The following is a 5915-nucleotide window of genomic DNA, read 5'->3' on the forward strand; positions in this document are numbered from 1 at the left end:
CGCCGCCTGTTCGAGGAAGCCGGCATCGCCGACTACGCCACGCCCGAGCAGGCGGTGAACGCGTTCGCCATGCTCGGCACCTACCGCCGCAACCAGGCCCTGCTGCTCGAAGCGCCGGCTTCGGGCGGAGCGGCCGAGCCGGCGCTGGAGGCGGCGCGTGCCATCGTCGCGCGCGCCATCGAGAGCTCGCGGCTCCTGCTCGACGAAGCCTCGGCCAAGGCGCTGATGCGTGCCTATGGCATCGCCACGGTCGAGACGGTGGCGGTGCGCCCCGATCCACTGGCGGCCGTCGCCGAGGCCGCGCGCATCGGTTACCCGGTGGCCTTGAAGATCCTGTCGCCCGAGCTCACGCACAAGTCCGACGTAGGCGGCGTGCGCCTTCACCTGCGCAACGCCGACGAGTTGCATGCCGCCGCGCAGCAGATGCTCGACACGATCGGCTCGGTGCGCCCCGATGCACGCATCGAAGGCTTCACCGTACAGCCGATGGTGGCCCGCCCGCATGCACAGGAGCTCATCGTCGGCGCCAGCGTCGACGCGGTCTTCGGCCCGGTCATCCTCTTCGGCCAGGGCGGCACGGCGGTCGAGGTCACCGCCGACCGCGCGCTCGCTCTGCCGCCGCTCAACCGCGTGCTGGCGCGCGACCTGATCTCTCGCACCCGTGTGGCGCGGCTCCTGGCCGGCTACCGCGACCACCCGCCCGCACAGATCGATGCGGTCTGCGATGTGCTGGTGGCTGTGTCGCGCATGCTGGCCGACCTGCCCGAGATCGCCGAACTCGACATCAACCCGCTGTGGGCCGATGCCCAGGGCGCCATCGCGCTCGACGCCCGCGTGCGCCTGAGCCCCACGCCGGTGGCCGGCGCTGCCCGCTTCGCCATCGCGCCCTACCCGGCCGAACTGGCGCGGACCGTCGCCTGGCGCGGCCGCACGCTGTGCCTGCGCCCGATCCGGCCCGAAGACACCGCGCTGCACGGCGCCTTCGTCGCCAGCCTGTCGCCCGAAGACCTGCGCTTTCGCTTCTTCAGCGCGCGGCGCGAGCTGCCGCCGAGCGAGCTGGCACGGCTCACGCAGATCGACTACGACCGTGAAATGGCGTTCATCGCCATCGACGAGCACGCCCCAGGTTCACCCGAGATCCTGGGCGTCGCACGTGCCGCCTGCGACCCCGACAACATCGACGCCGAGCTGGGCGTCGTCGTGCGCTCCGACCTCAAGGGCCAGGGCCTGGGCACCCTGCTGATGGACACGCTGACCGGCTACCTGGTGGCGCGCGGCACGCGCCGGCTCGTCGCCCTCGTGCTGCACGACAACAGCGCCATGCGCGACCTGGCCCAGGCCCGAGGCTTTGTTCGCGACCACGACTGGGACGACCCGGGCAGCCTGCGCCTGGTGCTGCCCCTGCAAGCCGCCTCGACTACACCCTGACCGCACCATGAAGAACGACCTGCCTCCCTTGCCCGGCTCGAGAGAGCGGCGCGACAGCCCCTGGCTGCGCGACGCCGCGGCCAGGCCCTCCGACGCCGCTGCTCCCGTGGCACCGCTCGAACGGCACTGGGCCATCGACAACCCCTTTCCCACCACCGTGGCGCCGACCACCGCCGTGGGCGCCTTCCTGGACTGGTGGACCAACCTCGCGGCATCGCCCGCCAAGCAGGCCGAACTTGCCCGCGAGGCAGTGAAGCTCGCGGCCGACAACTGGTCGGTGTGGAGCGGCCAGCGTGTGATCGACCCGCTGCCGCAAGACAAGCGCTTCGCCGACCCCGCCTGGCAGCAGATGCCCTACCGCGGCCTGGCGCAGAGCTTCCAGCTCTGGCAGCACTGGTGGCACCACGCCACGACCGGCGTGCCCGGCATCACGCGGCACCACGAAGACATGGTGAGCTTCGCAGCCCGGCAGTGGCTGGACATGGTCGCGCCGTCGAACTTCGTCTCCACCAACCCGGTGGTGCTCAAGCGCACTGCCGAACAACACGGCCTGAACCTGTGGGCCGGCGCGCAGCATGCGCTGGACGACCTGAAGCGCGACATCGCCGACCTGCCCCCGCTGGGCGCCGAGCAGTTCACACCGGGGGCCGAGGTGGCCATCACGCCCGGCCGCGTGGTCTACCGCAACCGGCTGATGGAGCTGATCCAGTACGAACCCACCACCAAGACCGTGCACCCCGAGCCGGTGCTGCTGGTGCCGGCGTGGATCATGAAGTACTACGTGCTCGACCTGTCGCCGGCGAACTCGATGGTGCGCTTTCTGGTGGCGCAGGGCTTCACCGTGTTCGCGATCTCGTGGAAGAACCCCGACAGCGACGACCGCGATCTCGGCATGGACGACTACGCCCGCCTGGGCGTGCTCGACGCGCTCGACGCCATCGCGCGCATCGTGCCCGGCGCGGGTGTGCATGCCGCTGGCTACTGCCTCGGGGGCACGCTGCTGTCGGCGGTGGCCGCCTGGCTCGGCCGCAGGGCCAGCGCGTCACCCAACAGCACGTCACCCAAGAACGCGCCGCTCAAGAGCGTGACGCTCATGGCCGCGCAGACCGACTTCACCGAACCCGGTGAACTGGCCTTGTTCGTCGACGAGGCGCAGATCGCCTTCCTGGACCGGCTCATGGCACGCCGCGGCTACCTCGACAAGCGGCAGATGCGGGCCACCTTCCAGCTGCTGCGCTCCAACGACCTCGTGTGGTCGCACCGCCTGCGCAGCCACCTGCTCGGCGAGCGCGAGCCCGTCAGCGACCTCATGGCCTGGAATGCCGACGGCACCCGCCTGCCCTACCGCATGCACATGGAGTACCTGCAGGGCCTGTTCCTGCACAACGCGCTGGCGCGCGGCGAATGGCGCGTGCAGGGCTCGCCGGTTCATCTGTCCGACATCCGCGTGCCGGTCTTCAACGTGGGCACGGTGCAAGACCACGTCGCGCCCTGGCGCTCGGTCTACAAGCTGCATGCGCTGAGCGACGCCGAGCAGACCTTCGTGCTCACCTCGGGCGGGCACAACGTGGGCATCGTCAACCCGCCGGGCAACCCGGTGCCGTCGAGCTACCGCATGCACACGCGGCAGGCCAGCGACCCGCTGCTCACGCCCGATGAATGGCTGGCGCAAACACCGCTGACGCCGGGCTCGTGGTGGAGCGCCTGGGCAAGCTGGCTCGCGCAGCATTCGGGTCGGCGCGGCGCACCGCCTCGCTTGGGCGCACGCGGCCTGCCGCCCCTGGAGCCGGCGCCGGGGCTGTACGTGCATCAACGCTGAGCTGCGCCGAGCAGCCGCCACGCCGACCACGCGGCCGCAAGCCCCAGCACGGCCAGCACGGGCACGGGGTCCACGTCCGGCAGACCGAGCGCGTGAGCCACCGGCGACACCAGCGTCGCGATGGCGCCCACGGCGCACACCCCGAGCACGAGGCCGTCGAACACCGGGTTCTGCCGGCGCAGGCCGAGGCCCCGGAACCAGAGCAGCATGGCGAGGTTGCCCGCCACCACGCAGGCAATGGCCGCCAGGCGCAACTCGTCGTCGCTCGCGCCGCGCGCCCGCGCCAGCCACTGCACAACCGCCACGAAGGCCAGCGCCACTGCGCCGACCGCGAGGGCTTTCGCCAGCATGCCCGGTTCAGCGAGCCGCGTGGTCTGGGCGCGTGGCGGCCGGGACATCAGCTCGGGCGACTCCGGCTCGGCCTCGAACACCAGCGAGCAGGCCGGGTCGATGATCAGCTCGAACAGCACCACGTGCAGCGGCAGCAGCAGCACCGGCCCGCCCAGCACGGGCAGCAGCGAGAGGCCGACGATCGGCACGTGCACCGCGAACAGGTAGCCGATGGCCTTTTGCAGGTTGTCGAAGATCCGGCGGCCGGCGCGCAGCGCATCGACCAGCGAGGCGAAGCGGTCGTCCAGCAGCACCAGCGAGGCGGCCTCGCGCGCCACGTCGGTGCCGCGCCCGCCCATGGCCACGCCGATGTCGGCGGCTCGCAGCGCGGGGCCATCGTTGACGCCGTCGCCTGTCATCGCCACCACCTCGCCGCGACGCTGCAGCGCTTGCACGATGCGCAGCTTCTGCGCCGGTGAGATGCGCGCGAACACGGACACGCGCATCACCAGGCCTTCGAACTGGGCTTCGTTGAGGGCGTCGAGCTGCGCACCGGTCATCACCTGCAAGGGTTCGCCCTCGGGCACCAGCCCGGCCTGGCGGGCGATGGCCTGGGCCGTGGCGGGGGCGTCGCCGGTGATCATCACCACCCGCACGCCGGCCTTGCGGCAGGCCTGCAGGGCGCCGGGCACGTCGGCACGCAGCGGATCCTGGAAGGCCAGCAAGCCTTGCAGCGCGTAGCCTTGTTCCGGCAGCGCGGCGGCATGGTCGGCCTGCGCAGACGCCACGGCAATGACGCGCATGCCCGAGGCGGCCCAATGCTCGACCTGGCGCCGAAACGCTTCAGGCACCTGCGCGCAGCGTGCGAACACGGCTTCGGGCGCGCCCTTCATGGCCACGGCGAGCGGCCCGCCCTCCGTGGCCTGCCACACCTGGCGCACGAACGGGCGCCCGGGGGCCACGCCCTCTCGAGCAACAAGGGCCGCGGACTGTTTCGCGCCCTCGGCCGGCAGCAGGCGGAAGATGGCCTGGTCCATCGGTTCCATGCTTTCGCGCACGCTGGCCTGGGCCGCGGTGTCGAGCAGCGTGCGCCAGCGCGGGTGCACCTCATCGGCCGGCCGGCGCTCCACCGCCTGGCCGTCGGCCGCCTGCAGCCCGGCGACTTCCATCTGGTTGCAGGTGAGCGTGCCGGTCTTGTCCACGCACAGCACCGTGGTCGTGCCCAGCGCCTCGATGGCCTGCGGCTGGCGCGTGAGCACCTGGAGCCGGGCCAGGCGCCATGCGCCGATGGCGAGCATCACGGTCCAGACCACCGCGAACTCCTCGGGCACGATCGACATCGCCAGCGTCAGGCCAACCAGCAGGCCCGCCGTCCACGATCCGTCGCGCCACGCGAACAGCATGGCCGCGAGCACGCAGATCACCAGGGCCATGTAGGCCACGCCCCGCACCAGGCGCTTGAGTTCGAGGTGCAGGCGGCTGTCGCGCGGTGCCAGCGCCGCCAGCGAGCCGCCGATGCGCCCGAGCGCCGTCTGCGGCCCGGTGGCGCTGACCTGCGCCACACCGTCGCCCTGCACCACGAGCGTGCCCGCGTGCAACTGGCCTTCGGGGCCGGGCTCCTTGTCGACCGGCAGCGATTCGCCCGTCAGCAGCGACTCGTCGACCCGCAGCGCATGCGCCTGCAGCAGCGCCGCGTCGCAGGCCAGGCGATCGCCCTCTTCCACCAGCAGGCGGTCGCCGACCACGAGTTCCTGGCTGGAGATGCGGCGCACCACCCCGCCACGGATCACCGTGCTGCGCGGGCTGGCCAGGTCGCGCAGGGCTTCGAGCACCCGTTGGGTGCGCAGCTCCTGCACCACCGAGATCACCAGCACGGCGGCGATGGAGGCGCCCAGCGCCACCCCGTCGAACAGCTCGCCCAGCAGCGCATAGAGCAGCGTGCAGGCCAGCAGCAGCATCACCATCGGCTGCAGGGCGGCCGAGACGAGGGTCATGAGTGCGCCCTTGTGTTCCGGGTGGGGCAGGCGGTTCGGGCCGTCGCGCTGCAGGCGGGCGGCGGCTTCGGCGTCGGTCAGGCCGGTGTCGGCGTCGTTGTTGCTGTTGTTGGCTGGAGTCTTCATGCGGTGAGGCTCGCATGCAGCATCGGCGGCTTGCTTGAGTTGTGTCAACTGCTTCTGCGCTGCCGGGCCTAGGCTCGCAGAGTCCATCTTCTGGAGACGCGCCATGAGCAAAGCTGCCGCCCAACCGTCGGAACCCGTGTCGAGCATCGGCTTCGAACCGCTGTTCACCTTGTCGGCCCAGTGGGCCGAGAGCCTGCTTCGCTTGCAGCAGCTGCAGC

General features: G+C 71.5%; 3 protein-coding genes. 2 read left to right on the top strand and 1 reads right to left on the bottom strand.

The features are described from left to right. Both VFL64_RS04380 and VFL64_RS04385 read left to right on the top strand, forming a co-directional pair. Positions 1–1428 (top strand): bifunctional acetate--CoA ligase family protein/GNAT family N-acetyltransferase (locus VFL64_RS04380; RefSeq protein ID WP_489539167.1); only part of this gene is annotated, 1428 nt, incomplete at its 5' end. A 7-nt stretch (positions 1429–1435) separates the two neighbouring features. Next, positions 1436–3247, top strand: coding sequence for a PHA/PHB synthase family protein (locus VFL64_RS04385; protein WP_489539168.1), 1812 nt, complete (start codon positions 1436–1438; stop codon positions 3245–3247). Here VFL64_RS04385 and VFL64_RS04390 read toward each other — a convergent pair. Next, positions 3238–5697, bottom strand: coding sequence for a cation-translocating P-type ATPase (locus VFL64_RS04390; protein ID WP_489539169.1), 2460 nt, complete (start codon positions 5695–5697; stop codon positions 3238–3240). The genes VFL64_RS04385 and VFL64_RS04390 overlap by 10 nt on opposite strands. Positions 5698–5915 lie beyond the last annotated feature (218 nt).

It is taken from the genome of Rhizobacter sp., from assembly GCF_035702065.1.
GTDB lineage: Bacteria > Pseudomonadota > Gammaproteobacteria > Burkholderiales > Burkholderiaceae_C > Rhizobacter.